This window comes from Microbacterium sp. NPDC055442, assembly GCF_053644215.1.
In genome coordinates this window covers 352,225-366,760 of sequence record NZ_JBSHLF010000003.1, presented here as the reverse complement: position 1 = coordinate 366,760, position 14,536 = coordinate 352,225, and the positions used below count along the sequence as shown (strand labels likewise).

At 68.6% G+C, this 14,536-nt stretch carries 13 protein-coding genes; 3 read left to right on the top strand and 10 right to left on the bottom strand.

All coding sequences use genetic code 11. From position 1 onward, the window contains the following. On the bottom strand, nt 1-1,209 hold the full coding sequence (locus ACWIBS_RS09030; RefSeq protein WP_376126954.1) for a glycosyltransferase: 1,209 nt from the start codon (nt 1,207-1,209) through the stop codon (nt 1-3). A gap of 114 nt (nt 1,210-1,323) precedes the next feature. Here ACWIBS_RS09030 and ACWIBS_RS09025 point away from each other — a divergent pair, with 114 nt between their 5' ends. Next, nucleotides 1,324-1,917: a hypothetical protein gene (locus tag ACWIBS_RS09025; RefSeq protein ID WP_376126956.1), complete on the top strand. Its 594-nt coding sequence runs from the start codon at nt 1,324-1,326 to the stop codon at nt 1,915-1,917. On the opposite strand, the gene ACWIBS_RS09020 is transcribed toward ACWIBS_RS09025, so the two are convergent. The 7 genes from ACWIBS_RS09020 to dnaK form a co-directional block, all read right to left on the bottom strand. After that, the gene (locus tag ACWIBS_RS09020; protein ID WP_376126958.1) at nt 1,918-3,975 is read right to left on the bottom strand and encodes an ABC transporter ATP-binding protein; all 2,058 of its coding nucleotides are present in this window, start codon (nt 3,973-3,975) and stop codon (nt 1,918-1,920) included. Continuing rightward, nucleotides 3,972-5,699, bottom strand: coding sequence for an ABC transporter ATP-binding protein (locus tag ACWIBS_RS09015; protein ID WP_376126960.1), 1,728 nt, complete (start codon nt 5,697-5,699; stop codon nt 3,972-3,974). The genes ACWIBS_RS09020 and ACWIBS_RS09015 overlap by 4 nt, the downstream gene beginning before the upstream one ends. A 188-nt stretch (nt 5,700-5,887) precedes the next feature. Beyond that, nucleotides 5,888-6,613, bottom strand: coding sequence for a potassium channel family protein (locus ACWIBS_RS09010; RefSeq protein ID WP_376126962.1), 726 nt, complete (start codon nt 6,611-6,613; stop codon nt 5,888-5,890). Between the two features lie 5 nt (nt 6,614-6,618). Then, complete coding sequence (locus tag ACWIBS_RS09005) at nt 6,619-7,077, bottom strand: heat shock protein transcriptional repressor HspR (protein ID WP_376126963.1); 459 nt, start codon at nt 7,075-7,077, stop codon at nt 6,619-6,621. 1 nt (nt 7,078) lies between these two features. Then, nucleotides 7,079-8,071, bottom strand: coding sequence for a DnaJ C-terminal domain-containing protein (locus ACWIBS_RS09000; protein ID WP_376126965.1), 993 nt, complete (start codon nt 8,069-8,071; stop codon nt 7,079-7,081). A gap of 6 nt (nt 8,072-8,077) precedes the next feature. Beyond that, entirely contained in the window at nt 8,078-8,686 is a 609-nt protein-coding gene (locus tag ACWIBS_RS08995) for a nucleotide exchange factor GrpE (protein WP_376126967.1), read from the bottom strand. Between the two features lie 5 nt (nt 8,687-8,691). Beyond that, the gene (dnaK, locus tag ACWIBS_RS08990) at nt 8,692-10,548 is read right to left on the bottom strand and encodes a molecular chaperone DnaK (RefSeq protein ID WP_376126969.1); all 1,857 of its coding nucleotides are present in this window, start codon (nt 10,546-10,548) and stop codon (nt 8,692-8,694) included. 265 nt (nt 10,549-10,813) lie between these two features. On the opposite strand from dnaK, the gene ACWIBS_RS08985 reads away from it, so the two are divergent. Next, entirely contained in the window at nt 10,814-12,211 is a 1,398-nt protein-coding gene (locus tag ACWIBS_RS08985) for an MFS transporter (RefSeq protein ID WP_376126971.1), read from the top strand. A gap of 14 nt (nt 12,212-12,225) precedes the next feature. Here the strand turns inward: ACWIBS_RS08985 and ACWIBS_RS08980 are convergent, their stop codons facing one another. Beyond that, nucleotides 12,226-12,567: a MarR family winged helix-turn-helix transcriptional regulator gene (locus ACWIBS_RS08980; RefSeq protein ID WP_376126973.1), complete on the bottom strand. Its 342-nt coding sequence runs from the start codon at nt 12,565-12,567 to the stop codon at nt 12,226-12,228. 80 nt (nt 12,568-12,647) lie between these two features. Here ACWIBS_RS08980 and ACWIBS_RS08975 point away from each other — a divergent pair, with 80 nt between their 5' ends. Beyond that, nucleotides 12,648-12,812 carry a hypothetical protein gene (locus ACWIBS_RS08975; RefSeq protein ID WP_376126975.1) on the top strand — a complete coding sequence of 55 codons (165 nt, stop codon included), beginning with the start codon at nt 12,648-12,650 and terminating at the stop codon, nt 12,810-12,812. Between the two features lie 59 nt (nt 12,813-12,871). On the opposite strand, the gene ACWIBS_RS08970 is transcribed toward ACWIBS_RS08975, so the two are convergent. After that, on the bottom strand, nt 12,872-14,476 hold the full coding sequence (locus tag ACWIBS_RS08970; RefSeq protein WP_376127060.1) for a BCCT family transporter: 1,605 nt from the start codon (nt 14,474-14,476) through the stop codon (nt 12,872-12,874). Nucleotides 14,477-14,536: the final 60 nt, after the last annotated feature.

Here is a 14,536-nt window from a genome sequence, read left to right as displayed (position 1 = left end):
TCACTCCGGCAGGGGCTCGTCGCGGTACAGCGCCTCGAACGTGTCGAGAGTGCGCTGCATGTCGTGGATCTTCACGCCGTCGAGCGACGCCTGCTGCATGCGCAGGCGCTCTTCGGGAGACTGCGTCAGCACGGTCGTGAGCTTGGCGGCGAGGTCGTCGACGTCTCCCGGCTCGAAGAGGTAGCCGTTCTCGCCGTCGTGCACGAGGTGCGGCAGCGCGACGGCGTCCGCGGCGACGATCGGCAAGCCGGATGCCATGGCCTCCATCGTCGCGATCGACTGCAGCTCGGCGATCGACGCGATCGCGAAGACGCTCGCACGGGTGAGCAGGCCGCGCAGCTCCTCATCGGTCGTGTAGCCGTGGAACGTGACCCGGTCGGTGAGCCCGAGCTCGCGCGTGAGCTGGTCGAGGTTCCGACGCTGATCGCCGTTGCCGACGATGTCGAAGGTGACCTCCAGCGCGGGATCGAGCTTCGTGATCGCCCGCAGCACGACGTCGATCTGCTTCTCGGTCGTGAGCCGGCCGACGAACACGATGCGATGCGCGTCGCGGGGCGTGAGATCAGCCGTGTAGTTGCGGGCATCCAGACCGCAGCTGATGGGAACGACCCCCCGGATGTCGATCGTCTTCTCGAGGAAGTCCGCCGCACGACGGGTCGGCGTCGTGACGGCGCGCGTCATGTCGAACGTGCGTCTGGCGTCGTTCCACGCGAGCTTCACGACGACCTTGTCGAGCACGGGAGGCAGCGTCGTGAAATCGACGATGTTCTCGGCCATGACATGGTTGGTCGCGACGACGGGGATGCCGCGCTTGCGGGCTTCGCGCGCGAGTCCGCGGCCGATCACGATGTGCGACTGGATGTGCACGACATCGGGGCGCACCTCGTCGAGCACGCGGCGCGCGTAGTGCTTCGACATCCACGGCAGCACGAACGTCAGCCAGTCGTGCGGAGGCCAGCGCCACGCGGGCAGGCGGTGCACCGTCATCTCCCGACCCTCGATGACCTCCCGGAACGTGCCGTGGTTGCGGTGGCCGGCGCTGGGCGCCATGACGTGCACGTCATGGCCGCGATCGACCAGGCCCGCCGCCAGACGCTCGGCGAAGCGAGCGGCACCGTTGACGTGCGGCAGGAAGGTGTCGGCACCGATGAGAACGGTCAGGGGCCGTGCGGCGGCGGCGTGGTCGTCGGGCGTCGCGGGTTCGGTCACGAAGAGAGCGGCCTGTCTATAGTGCGGAGCGGCACGCCGTGGGGAGGTCGCGCGCCGGTCCCACTGTAACCCGAGGGCCTGCTTCGTCCCCGGGAACACGCCTACGCTGGATTCATGCCCCGACTGCAGGCCGACGCCGACGTGACCCTGTGGGTCCCCGTCACCGAGTCCCTCGGCTGGCGGGGGCGACGACACCGCAAAGCCGCGATCCGGATGCTGCTGGCCCAGGCCAACCGCGCGATGGGGGCCACCGAGCGACCCGGCGGCGGGGTCGCGGCGTGGGCCATGAGTCAGGCCGCCCCGTTCCTCATGCGCAAGGCGGCAGGCCGCGTGCTGGTGTGGGTGTGGAAGGCGGACCCGCAACTGGTCGTCGTGATGGCGCAGGTGCAGGCGGCGACGGCGCAGCTGCGCGCGGCGCGGGCCATGATGCCGATGGAGTACGACGACACCGAGACGTTCCGCGGAACGTATCTCGGCGCGGGAGAGAAGCTCGCGATGCCGCTGCCCGCGGATCCGCGCACCCCGCCGTTCGCGACCTATACGTGGGACACGGGCACGCACTTCGTGACCGTGACCGCGGTGTTCGCCGACCGTGAGCGTTTCGGCACCGTCATCGGCTCGGTCGACGACCTGGCGCGGAGCCTGCGCGTCATCGACGACCTCACGGTCGGCGAGCGCCCCGGCGTGCTGCGCATCGATCCGGTCTGATCACCCCTGCCCGTCGATCACGGGCACGGCGCCCGTGCGCGTCGCGTCGAGAAGCGCCTCTTCGGCGTCCGGATCCTGCGCGGCCTGCTCGAACTGCGATTGGTAGAGCCGCCAGTACGCACCCTCGGCCGCGATCAGTTCGTCGTGCGTTCCCTTCTCGACGATGTCGCCGTGCTCCATCACCAGGATGAGGTCGGCATCGCGGATCGTCGAGAGACGGTGGGCGATCACGAACGACGTGCGCCCTTCGCGCAGCGCCGCCATCGCGTGCTGAAGGAGCAGCTCGGTGCGGGTGTCCACCGACGAGGTCGCCTCGTCGAGGATGAGCACCGACGGCTGTGCCACGAACGCCCGGGCGATCGTGATGAGCTGCTTCTCGCCCGCCGAGACGTTGGACGCGTCTTCGTCGAGCACCGTGTCGTAGCCGTCCGGGAGCGAGTGCACGAAGCGGTCGACGCGCGTGGCGATGGCGGCTTCGACGATCTCGTCATCGGATGCCGACTCGCGTCCGTAGCGGATGTTCTCGCGGATCGTGCCGGCGAACAGCCACGGGTCCTGCAGCACCATGCCGGTGCGGGAGCGCACGTCGTCGCGGGTGAGGTCGCTGATGTCCTGCCCGTCGAGCAGAATGCGCCCGCCGTCGAGCTCGTAGAACCGCATGATGAGGTTGACCAGCGTCGTCTTTCCGGCACCGGTCGGACCCACGATCGCGACCGTCTGGCCCGGTTCGACGCGGAACGACAGGTCGGTGATCAGGGGCCGGTCGGGGGTATACGAGAACTTCACGTTCTCGAACTCGATGACGCCCTCGCCGTCGACCGGCTCCGGGGCGTCGGGGGCGTCGGGCTCTTCTTCTTCGGCGTCCAGCAGCTCGAAGACACGCTCGGCCGAGGCGGTGCCCGACTGGATGACGGCGGCCATGCCACCCAGCTCCGACAGCGGCTGGGTGAACTGCTGCGAGTACTGGATGAAGGCCTGCACGTCGCCGAGGCGCAACTGCCCGCTGGCGACCATGAGACCGCCGAGGACGGCGATGCCGACATACGTGAGGTTCCCGATGAACATCATGCCGGGCATGATCATGCCCGACAGGAACTGCGCCTTGAAGGCCGCCTCGAAGAGCTCCTCGTTCTCTTCCTGGAACTTCTCGCGCGAGTCCTTCTCACGACCGAAGACCTTGACGAGCGCGTGACCGGAGAACGACTCCTCGACGCGCGCGTTCAGGCGCCCGACCTTGCGCCACTGGATTCCGAACGCCTTCTGCGACTTGGGTCCGATGATGCCGAAGATGACCGCCATGAGCGGGAGCGAGACCAGAGCGACGAGAGCCAGCTGCCACGAGATGGTGAACATCATGAAGAGCACGCCGATGACCGTCAGGACCGAGGTCACGACGGTCGACAGCGACTGCTGCATCGTCTGGGTGATGTTGTCGATGTCGTTCGTGACGCGGGAGATCAGCTCGCCGCGCTGCACCTTGTCGAAGTACGACAGCGGAAGACGGTTGATCTTCGCCTCGACCGACTCGCGCAGGCGCCACATCGTGCGCACCATGATCACGTTGATGACATAGCCCTGCACCCAGTTCAGCAGCGACGAGGCCACGTAGATCGCCAGCACGCCGACGATGACCATCCGCAGGCTGTCGAAGTCGACCCCCGCGCCGACGGCGAAGTCGTCCATCGCGCGCACCATGTTCGCGATGTCGCCCTGACCAGCGGCATCGAGCGCGGCGACGACGTCGGCCTGCGGGGTGCCGACGGGGAACTGCCCCGCGAGCGAAAGCGACACGAAGCCCTCGAAGATGAGGTTCGTCGCCTCGCCGAGGACCTTGGGTGCGATGACGGCGAGGACGACGCCGACGGCGCCGAGGAACGACACCAGCGTGAAGGCGACGGCATGCGGACGCAGCAGCCCGATGAGGCGCGCGAAGCTCTTGCCGAAGTTCGCGGCCTTGCCGGGGGCGACGGCATCCCAGTCGCCGGAGGTCTGGCGCGCCTGCTCGGCGAGTTCGAGCTCGAGGCGCTCTTCTTCGGTCAGCACGTCGGGCGCGCTCATGCTTCCACCCCCAGCTGCGATTCGACGATCTCGCGGTAGGTCTTGTTCGTGGCGAGCAGCTCGTCGTGCGTGCCGAGCCCCACCATCTGCCCGTCTTCGAGCACGACGATGCGATCGGCTTCGGTGATCGTCGAGACGCGCTGCGCGACGACGATCTTCGTCACCTCCGGCAGCTCGTGCCAGAGCGCCTGGCGCAATCGTGCGTCGGTCGTGAGGTCGAGGGCCGAGAAGGAATCGTCGAAGACGAGGATGTCGGGCTGATGCACGATGGCCCGGGCGATGGCCAGGCGCTGTCGCTGACCGCCCGAGACGTTCGTGCCGCCCTGCGCGATGCGGGCGTCGAGCTGCCCGTCCATCTCTTCGACGAAGTCCTTGCCCTGCGCGATCTCGAGCGCGTGCCACAGCTCGGCGTCGGTGGCCTCCTCGCGGCCGAAACGCAGATTCGAGGCGACCGTGCCCGTGAACAGGAAGGGCCGCTGCGGCACGAGACCGATCGTCTTCCACAGCCGATCGAGGTCGGCCTCGCGCACGTCCACGCCGCCGACGCGGACGGCACCGCCGGTGACATCGAAGAGCCGCGGGATGAGCGAGACCAGCGTCGTCTTGCCCGCGCCCGTCGAACCGACGATGGCGACCGTCTCACCGCGCGCCGCACCGAAGCTGATGCCCTGCAGGACGGGCGCCTCGGCGCCGGGGTAGCTGAACTCGACCCCGTCGAACTGCACCGTTCCGGGCGCGTCGAAGACGCTCACGGGGTTCTCGGCGCGCGTCAGCGTCGATTCGCTCGCGAGGACTTCGCCGATGCGCTCTGCCGAGACGGCGGCGCGGGGGATCATGATCGTCATGAAGGTGGCCATGAGCACACCCATGAGAATCTGTCCGACGTACTGCATGAACGCGAAGAGCGTGCCGATCTCGACCTCGCCGGCATCGACCTGGATTCCGCCGAACCAGATGACCCCGACGACCGTGACGTTGAGCACGAGCATCGCGAGCGGGAACATCAGCACGAACAGCGAGCCGACCTTGCGGCCGACCACCATGATGTCGGTGTTCGCCCCGCGGAACCGCTTCGCCTCGATGTCTTCGCGCACGAACGCGCGCACGACCCGCACTCCGGTGAGCTGCTCCCGCATGATGCGGTTGACGGCGTCGAGCTTGAACTGGAACGCGCGGAACAGCGGCACCATGCGGCTGATGATCAGCGCGACGAGGACGAGCAGGACGGGCACCGACACGCCGATGAGCCAGCTCAGCCCGACATCCTGCTGCAACGCCATGATGACGCCGCCGATCGCCAGCAGGGGCGCGCTCACGAGCATCGTGGCGCCCATCATCGCGAGCATCTGCACCTGCTGCACGTCGTTCGTGTTGCGGGTGATGAGCGAGCCGGGCCCGAACCGCGACACCTCGCGTTCCGAGAAGCCGCTCACCTTCTCGTAGACGTCGCGGCGGATGTCTCGGCCCGTCGCCATCGCCGCACGCGCGGCGAAGTACGTCGCGATGATCGAGGCGACGATCTGCCCGAGCGAGATCGCGAGCATGAGCGTCCCGGTCGACCAGATGTAGGCGGTGTCGCCTCTCGCGACGCCCTCGTCGATGATGTTCGCGTTGAGGCGCGGCAGGAAGAGCGAGGCCATCGCCCCGGCGAACTGGAAGACGAGCACGCCGAGCAGCAGCCAGCGGTATCGCTTCAGGTAGCGGATGAGGAGTCTGCCGAGCACGTGTTCTCCGGATGTGAGAGAGCGGAACGATGCGACGGGGCGAGCGGATGCCGCAGGCGAGCCCCCGATAGCGCACTACAGGCTACGACCTGCCACCGACACGGATGAAGTCCCATCCGTACGCCCTGAGCGAATCCGTGCGTTTTCCGGCTCCGACCACGGCGCCGTGATCGGTCATGCGGCATCCGTCACGCGGTGCTGCCACCGTCGCTGCGATGAGCATCACGGTGATGCAGATGCGGATGCGGCAGGTGGCTGTCGTGCGTGGTCTTCGCGCGCGTCGCCCGTTCGACGACCGCCGACGAGATCGTCGCGACGATCAGCCCGACGAGCACGACGCCGCCGCCCATGAGCACGACCGCCGCGATCCGGCCGGGAACGGTCACGGGCGCATAGTCGCCGTATCCCACCGTGGTGATGGTGCAGAACGCCCACCAGACCGCGTCGCCGAAGGTCGTGATCGATGCGCCCGGCGCATGCCGCTCGACCTGCAGCACGACGAGCGAGATGTACCAGACGAGCAGCAGCGCCGACCCGCCGCCGTAGATGAGCAGGCGAGCGCGCAGCGTCGCACCGGCGGAGTGGCGGAAGGCCGCGAGCCGCGTGAAGGTGTCGAGCAGGCGGACGGGACGCAGCGGCGGCATGATCGCCATGGCCAGCGATGCGAGGTGCGCACGCAACCACGCCCCGCGCGGGCGCGACAGCATGAGCCGCGCGAGGAAGTCGACGATGAAGACGAACCACGTCACGCCGATGATCGTCGTCGTGACCAGCGCCGCCGTGCCGCGGACGTCCCCGATGACGTGGATCGTGAACGTCACGAGGAAGACGAGGGCCGACACCGTGAGCGGCCAGTACATCGCGTCCGACCAGCGGTGCGTCGCGGCGGTCTCCCCGGGGAGATAGTCGCTCATGCGGGTCAGTCTTCGGCGTCGTCTGCGGAAGCGGGGCCGGGGTGCCGCGGCCGCCAGACGACGATGTCGGTCGCGCGCCGGGCGCGTGTGCCTCGGCGCAGCGACACGACGGCGCCGGTCGTCCCGGCCGCGAAGACGCGTGCACCGGGCCGGGACTCGGCTGCCGCGCGCACGCGATCCTCGAGGTCGCGCACGCGCGTGTGGAGCTCGCGCACGCGACTCTCGAGATCGAGGATCCGCATGATCGCGGGGAGTCCGATGCCCTCTGCCGACATGCGAGCCACTTCGCGCAGCTGCTCGACGTGTCGCAGCGAGTACCGCCGCGAACCACCCTGCGTGCGCGCGGCGACGACGAGGCCGAGCCGGTCGTACTGCCGGAGCGTCTGCGGGTGCATGCCCGACAGCTCGGCGGCCACCGCGATCGCGAAGATCGGTGCCTCGGCGTCGATCTCATCGTGACTCATGTCAACCGCGCGCCTTCGCCATCATGTCCGCGCGCGGGTTCTCCTTCGGTTCGAGCGACTGGAACCGCTCGAGCGCCTCGCGGGCGGCATCGTCGAGGTGCGCCGGCACGGCGACCTGGACTTCGGCGAGCAGGTCGCCCTTGCCCTTCGAGGTCTCGACGCCGCGACCTTTCACCCGCAGCACGCGACCCGAGGGCGTTCCCGGGGCGACGCGCAGCTTGACGGGATCGCCGCCGAGCGTCGGCACCTCGATCGTCGCGCCGAGAGCCGCCTCGGTGAACGTCACCGGCACCTTGACGCGCAGATTGAGTCCGTCGCGCTCGAAGACGGGGTGCGCTCGCACGGCGACCTGCACGACGATGTCGCCGCTCTCGCCGCCGTCGGGCGAGGGGCGTCCGCGTCCGCGGAGCCGGATCTTCTGCCCGTCGGAGACCCCCGCGGGGATCCTCACCTTGAACGGCTTGCCGTCTTCGCCCTGCAGCGAGATGGTCTCGCCCTTCGTCGCGGTGAGGAAGTCGATCGTCGTGCGGGCCGTGACATCGGCCCCCTTCGAAGGGCCGCCGTAGCCGCGGTACCCGCCCGTCGACTGCCCGAAACGTCCCGAGCCGAAACCAGCGCCCTGCTGCCCGAACATCGAGAAGATGTCATCGAAGTCGGCCGCGGAGGCGTACCTGCCACCGCCGCGACCCTGTCCGAACTGCGAGAACACGTCTTCGAACCCGCCGGCGCCCTGGCCGCCCGCCGTGAAGCGGGCGCCCGAGCCCATGGCGCGGATCTGGTCGTACTCTTCGCGCTGGGCCGTGTCGGACAGCACCGCATACGCTTCGCTGACCTCTTTGAACTTCGCTTCGGCCGCGGCATCCCCCTGATTGGAATCGGGGTGATACTTGCGCGCGAGCTTGCGGTACGTCTTCTTCAGGTCGGCGTCGGAGACGTCTTTGGAAACCCCGAGGACCTGATAGAAGTCCTTGTCGAACCAGTCCTGACTGGCCATCTGAACTCAGGTCCCTGAGCTCGTCGAGGGGTCCGCCGGGACGGCGACCACGACCTTCGCAGGACGCAGCTCGACATCGCCCAGGCGGTAGCCCACCTCGGCGACATCGACGATCGTCGGCGCGGTCTGACCCGGCGTCGGAACCTGGAAGATCGCCTCGTGCTGCTGCGGGTCGAAGACGTCGCCGGCCGCACCGTAGGCGGTCACGCCGAGCTTGGCCACCGCGCCGCGCACCTTCTCGGTGATCACGGTGAAGGCCGAGCCCTCTTCGAGATCGCCGTGCTTCTCGGCCCGGTCGAGATCGTCGAGCACGGGCAGCAGGCTCTTGGCCGCCTCACCCCTGGCCCGCTCGATCTCGAGCTGACGCTGATCCTCGGTACGACGGCGGTAGTTGGCGTACTCCGCCGTCAGCCGCTTCAGGTCGGCGAGGTAGCCCGCCGCCTCGGGCGGGAGGTCCACCGCGTCGTCGCCCGTGAGCGCATCGTCGGTCTGGTCCGCGCCGAGGATGTCATCGACCGTCAGGTCGTCCTGGTGCGACGCGGGGTCGGAGACGTGTGCCTCCGACCCCCCGCCGTCCGGACGGACCTCGTCGTTGTCGAAGTCCTTATCCGTCATGTCCCCTACTTCTTGTCTTCTTCGTCGTCGACCACTTCGGCGTCGATGACATCCTCTTCGGCACCGCTCGTCTCCTCAGCCGCCTCTTCGGCGGCGCCGTCGGCCGCAGCGGCCTGGTCCTGCGAGTAGATCGCCTCACCGAGCTTCGTCTGGCTCTGGCTGAGCTTGTCGAACGCTTCCTTGACCTTGTCGTCGTCGTCGCCCGCGATGGCGGACTTCAGCTCGTTGACGTCGGCCTGGACCGATTCCTTCACGTCGGCGGGGATCTTGTCCTCGTTCTCCGAGATGAGCTTCTCGATCTGGTAGGCGAGGGTCTCGGCCTGGTTGCGGGTCTCGGCGCCCTCGCGGCGCTTCTTGTCCTCGGCGGCGTGCTCCTCGGCCTCGCGCACCATGCGCTCGATGTCGTCCTTGGGCAGCGACGAGCCGCCCGTGATCGTCATCGACTGCTCCTTGCCGGTGCCCTTGTCCTTGGCCGACACGTGCACGATGCCGTTCGCGTCGATGTCGAAGGTGACCTCGACCTGCGGCACGCCGCGCGGAGCCGGCGCGATGCCGGTCAGCTCGAACGTGCCCAGCGGCTTGTTGTCGCGGGTGAACTCGCGCTCGCCCTGGAAGACCTGGATCGCGACCGATGGCTGGTTGTCGTCGGCGGTCGTGAAGGTCTCGCTGCGCTTGGTCGGGATGGCCGTGTTGCGCTCGATGAGCTTGGTCATGATGCCGCCCTTGGTCTCGATGCCGAGGCTCAGGGGTGTCACGTCGATGAGCAGGACGTCCTTGCGCTCACCCTTGAGGACACCGGCCTGGAGCGCGGCGCCCACGGCGACGACCTCATCGGGGTTGACGCCCTTGTTGGCGTCCTTACCCGTCTCCTTCTTGACCAGCTCCGCGACGGCGGGCATACGCGTCGATCCGCCCACGAGGACGATGTGATCGATCTCGGAGACCTTGATGCCGGCTTCGCGGATGACGTCCTCGAAGGGCTTCTTGGTGCGGTCGAGCAGGTCCTTCGTGAGGTCCTCGAACTTGGCGCGCGTGATCGTCTCGCTCAGCGACACCGGGCCGCTGTCGGTGAGCGACAGGTACGGCAGGTTGATGCTCGTGGACGTCGAGCTCGACAGCTCCTTCTTCGCCTGCTCCGCCGCTTCCTTCAGACGCTGCAGCGCGATCTTGTCGCCCGAGACGTCGACGCCCGTCGTGTCCTTGAACTGCTTGATGAGGTAGTCGACGAGGCGCTGGTCCCAGTCGTCGCCGCCGAGGCGGTTGTCGCCCGAGGTCGAGCGGACCTGGATCGTCGAGAAGTCGTCGTCCTTGCCCACTTCGAGCAGCGAGACGTCGAACGTTCCGCCACCGAGGTCGAAGACGAGGATGAGCTCGTCCTCCTTGCCGCGGTCGAGCCCGTAGGCCAGCGCGGCGGCGGTCGGCTCGTTGATGATGCGCAGCACGTTGAGGCCCGCGATCTCGCCGGCTTCCTTCGTCGCCTGACGCTCGGCGTCGTTGAAGTACGCCGGCACCGTGATGACGGCATCCGTCACCGTGTCGCCGAGGTACTCCTCGGCGTCGCGCTTGAGCTTCTGGAGGATGCGCGCAGAGATCTCCTGCGGCGTCCACTTCTTGCCGTCGACATCGAAGCCCCAGTCGGTGCCCATGTGGCGCTTGACCGAGGCGACCGTGCGGTCGACGTTGGTGACGGCCTGGCGCTTCGCGGTCTCGCCGACGAGCACCTCGCCGTCCTTGGTGTAGGCGACGACGGAGGGCGTCGTGCGGAAGCCCTCGGCGTTCGCGATGACCTTCGGCTCGCCGCCCTCGAGGACGCTGACGACGGAGTTCGTCGTGCCGAGGTCGATTCCCACAGCTCGTGCCATGTGCGTTTCTCCTTCTGTCTGGGTGGCAGCAGCCACCCGAGGTCATTGGTCGGTGAAGTTGGTGGTCGGCCCATCCGAGCGAGGTTGAGCCTAACTGACTCAACCCTACTGCCGCCCCACCGTGACTGTCAACTCAAACTTGACACCCCTCGACTCAACCCCGCTAGACCGCGAGACTGCAACGACAGGTCGAGACTGCGGGTATTACCCTCGGTCTCGCCGTGCGGATGCAGTCTCGCGGGTAGAGGGCGGTAGCGTGACGGGCATGTCGCTTCCGGATCAGCCCGCTCCCGAATCCGAGGTCGCCGCGGCGACGATCGGCGCGGCCGACGCCACGCGCAAGCGCGGCGTGCTGGCCTGGGCGCTGTGGGACTGGGGCTCGGCCGCCTTCAACGCCGTCGTCACGACCTTCGTCTTCTCGACCTACCTCGCCTCGACCCTCTTCGTCGAGCAGTCCGTCCTCGACGCGGCGGGCGGCGACGCCAAGGATCCCGCGCTCGTGCGCGCCCTCGCCGACAACGCCTCGCTCGTGGGGATCGCGCTCATGATCGCCGGCATCCTGATCGCGGCGCTCGCCCCGGTCATGGGCCAGCGCTCCGACGGCACGGGCCGGCGCAAACTGTGGCTCGGAGTCAACACGATGCTCGTCGTCGCCGCGATGGCCGCGATGTTCTTCGTCGAGGGGTCGCCGGCGTTCCTCGTGCTCGGGGCGACGCTCCTCGCGATCGGCAACGTCTTCTTCGAGTTCGCCGGCGTCAACTACAACGCCATGCTCGTGCAGGTGTCGACGAAGCAGAACATGGGCCGCGTCTCGGGCTTCGGCTGGGGCATGGGCTATGTCGGCGGCATCGCGCTGCTCGTGCTTCTGCTCGTGCTCTTCATCGGCCTCGTCGACAGCCCCGGCCCCCTCGGCATCACGACCGAGAACGGCATGAACATCCGCCTGGCGATCGTCGCGTCGGCGGTGTGGTTCGGGGTCTTCGCGATCCCCGTGCTGCTGCGGGTGCCCGAGGTCCCCGTTCGCGAGCGCCAGGTGCGCGTCGGCTTCTTCCGCTCCTACGCCGTGCTGTGGGGGACGATCACCAAGCTCTGGCACGGCAACCGCCAGGTGCTGATGTTCCTGCTCGCGAGCGCCGTCTTCCGCGACGGCCTGGCCGGCGTCTTCACCTTCGGCGCGATCATCGCGGCCCAGGTCTTCGGCTTCTCGTCGTCGCAGGTGCTCTACTTCGCCGTCGCCGCCAACGTCGTCGCCGGCATCTTCACGATCCTGGCCGGCCGCTTCGACGACCGCTTCGGCCCGAAGGTCGTCATCATGGTCTCGCTCGTCGGACTCGTCGTCGCCGGCAGCGTCGTGCTCTTCATCGGCACGGCGCAGATCGGCTTCTGGATCGCCGGGCTCGTGCTGTGCGCCTTCGTCGGGCCGATCCAGTCCGCGAGCCGCTCGTTCCTCGCCCGCATCACCCCCGTCGGCCGCGAGGGCGAGATCTTCGGCCTCTATGCGACGACGGGGCGCGCCGTATCCTTCCTCGCCCCCGGCCTGTTCGCGCTCTTCGTCGGCATCTCCGGCGACACGCGTCTGGGCATCCTCGGCATCGTGCTCGTGCTGCTGGCGGGCCTGCTGCTCATGCTGCCGGTCAGGGCGAAGCAGGCCGTCATCGAGTAGCGAACGCCGCCGCGTCAGCGCGGCCAGGCCGCCGCGAGCTTGGACAGCAGCGCCGCGAGCTGTGCACGCTCGTCGGGCGTGAAGTCGGCGAGGGCGGTCTCGGCGGCGTCCACGCGCGCACTGCTCGCCTGTGCGATGAGGGAGCGCCCCGCATCCGTCAGCACGATGTCGGTGCGCCGCGCATCGTCGGGATTCGCCTCGCGACGCACATGGCCCTCGGCCACGGCGGCCTGCACGAGCCGGCTTGCGCGCGGCTGGTCGACGCCGATGCGCTCGGCGAGCTCGCTCACCGACAGGGGCTCGCCCGTCGCCGCGAGCGCTTCGAGCAGCCGGAAGCGGGCCGCGAACCGCCCCATCGGTCCGTGCCCGCGGCCGGCGTGATGGCCGCCGCGGTGCCCGGCATGTTCCGGATGCTGCGCCTCGAGCCGAACGGACCTTGCCCGAACCCGGGTCCGGGCGGGCGCCCCGGACGCGCGCCGCGCAGCTGCGCGAGGGCGGCGGCGATCTGCTCGGCCTCGCCGGGTTCCTGCGAAGTCACCACGCCTACGAGCGCGGCTTCGACGCCGGGTTCGTGCGCGGCCGCGAGGCGCCGGCGACGTAGCCGCGGCATCCGCTGTCGTTTCCTGGCCGTGCGTCGCCGGGAGACGGCAGCGCGGGCCGTCAGTCCGCCCCGCCTCGCCCGCGCGGCCGCAGCCACGCCGGCAGTCGCACGCCGCTTTCGTTGGGCTCTTCGACCTCGAGGCCGTAGTGCGCGCCGATCTGCTCGACGAACAGGCGCCGCCGCGTGCGCTCGTAGAACCGTCTCTCCCGTTGGAAGGCGACGATCGTCGCCCAGCAGATCAGCAGCATGACGACGCTGAACGGCAGCGCGATGAGGATCGCCGCCGTCTGCAGGGCGAGGAGCCCGCCCGCGATGAGCAGCGCGAGCGCGAGCACGGCCGTGGCGAGCGTGAAGAACGTGCGCACGGGGCGCGAGGGCTCGGGATTGCCGCCGGTCGCGATCATGCCCATGACGAGTGCACCGGAATCCGCCGAGGTCACGAAGAAGATCGCGATCAGGATGATGGCGCCGATCGTGAGCAGCGGAGTACCCGGCAGGAACGTGAACAGTTCGAACAGCGCCGCCTCGACGTCGACCGCACCGTCGGTCGTGAGCGAGCCCGGGTTGTCCATCTCGACCTTGATCGCCGATCCGCCGAGGACCGCGAACCACAGGATGCCGACGAGGGTCGGCACGAGCAGGACGCCCAGGACGAACTGACGCACCGTGCGGCCGCGGCTGACCCGCGCGATGAAGACGCCGACGAACGGCGCCCACGAGATCCACCACCCCCAGTAGAACGCCGTCCACGTCGCCTGCCACTCCTGACCCGCGGCCCCTTGGAAGGCGCTCACCGAGAAGCTGAGCCCGACGAAGTTCTGGATGTACGCCCCGATCGACTGCACCCATTCGCGCAGAAGGTACGTCGTCTCGCCGGCGAAGAGCACGAACAGCAGCACGAGCCCGGCCAGCACGAGGTTGAAGGACGACAGCCATTTCATGCCGCGCGCGACGCCCGACAGCACCGAGAACAGCACCGCCGCCGTGATGACCGTGATGATCGCGATCTGCACGATGAGGTCGGGCTCGTCGATGAGGCCCGCGGCATTGAGGCCCGCGCCGATCTGCAGCACACCGAGGCCGAGCGATGTCGCGACGCCGAACAGCGTGCCGACGAGGGCGACCGTGTCGATGAGGTGGCCCCACCCGCCCTTGACCTTGGCGCCGAGGATCGGCTCGAGCGCGTAGCGGATCGACAGGGGGCGTCCGCGGCGGTGGATCGCGTACGCGAGGGCGAGTCCGACGACGACGTAGATGGCCCACGCCTGCACACCCCAGTGCAGGTAGGTCTGCGTCAGCGCCGACTGTGCGAGCTGCGCGGGGGTTCCCTCGACCCCCGGCTTCGGATCGACGAAGTGGCTGAGCGGCTCGCTCACGCCGTAGAAGACGAGGCCGATGCCCATGCCGGCCGCGAACAGCAGCGAGAACCACGCGAGCATAGAGAACTCGGGTTCGTCATCGTCACGTCCGAGTTTGATGTCGCCGAACCGGCTGAAGCCGAGGAAGAGCGCGAAGGCGACGAAGAACGCCGTGATCAGCACGTAGTACCAGCTGAACGTGTTCACGACGGTGGTCTGGATCGCGCCGAAGGCCGACTCGGCGGCATCCGGAAAGATGATCGCGAACGCGCTGAAGACGACCACGATGACGGCGGCGGGCCAGATGACCCACGGCGCCGGGCGGAACCGGCGCGCCGTCTCTTCGGTCGGACCGGATAGGGGCGC

Coding starts and splice junctions, on each gene's coding strand:
- ACWIBS_RS09025 (WP_376126956.1), top strand. CDS start 1,324: ATGCCCCGACTGCAGGCCGACGCCGACGTGACCCTGTGGGTCCCCGTC.
- ACWIBS_RS08995 (WP_376126967.1), bottom strand. CDS start 8,686: ATGACGGATAAGGACTTCGACAACGACGAGGTCCGTCCGGACGGCGGG.
- ACWIBS_RS09000 (WP_376126965.1), bottom strand. CDS start 8,071: ATGGCCAGTCAGGACTGGTTCGACAAGGACTTCTATCAGGTCCTCGGG.
- dnaK (WP_376126969.1), bottom strand. CDS start 10,548: ATGGCACGAGCTGTGGGAATCGACCTCGGCACGACGAACTCCGTCGTC.
- ACWIBS_RS08980 (WP_376126973.1), bottom strand. CDS start 12,567: ATGGGGCGGTTCGCGGCCCGCTTCCGGCTGCTCGAAGCGCTCGCGGCG.
- ACWIBS_RS09010 (WP_376126962.1), bottom strand. CDS start 6,613: ATGAGCGACTATCTCCCCGGGGAGACCGCCGCGACGCACCGCTGGTCG.
- ACWIBS_RS09020 (WP_376126958.1), bottom strand. CDS start 3,975: ATGAGCGCGCCCGACGTGCTGACCGAAGAAGAGCGCCTCGAGCTCGAA.
- ACWIBS_RS08985 (WP_376126971.1), top strand. CDS start 10,814: ATGTCGCTTCCGGATCAGCCCGCTCCCGAATCCGAGGTCGCCGCGGCG.
- ACWIBS_RS09005 (WP_376126963.1), bottom strand. CDS start 7,077: ATGAGTCACGATGAGATCGACGCCGAGGCACCGATCTTCGCGATCGCG.